General features: G+C 50.0%; 1 protein-coding gene. It reads left to right on the forward strand.

Features of this window, described 5'->3' with window-relative positions:
* Positions 1-266, forward strand: a 266-nt coding sequence (locus CF394_RS03470) for a glycoside hydrolase family 48 protein (RefSeq protein ID WP_279327636.1), incomplete at both ends; no start/stop codon positions are given.

Raw genomic sequence — 266 nt, forward strand, 5'->3', positions numbered from 1 at the left:
TAAAACGCTCGTCTTCTTTGCGGCCGGAACAAAAGCCGAAACCGGCGGCTTTACCGCTCTTGGAAACAAAGCCAAAAATCTGGCAAAAGAACTGCTTGATGCAGCATGGAGTAAAAATGACGGAATCGGTATCGCAGCAGAGGAAGAACATGAAGATTATATCCGCTACTTTACGAAGGAAATCTACTTTCCGAATGGCTGGAGCGGCAGAAACGGGCAGGGCAATACCATCCCTGGCCCCAACACTGTGCCGTCTGATCCGGCAA

The sequence above is a fragment of the Tetzosporium hominis genome, assembly GCF_002265435.1.
GTDB lineage: Bacteria > Bacillota > Bacilli > Bacillales_A > Planococcaceae > Chryseomicrobium > Chryseomicrobium hominis.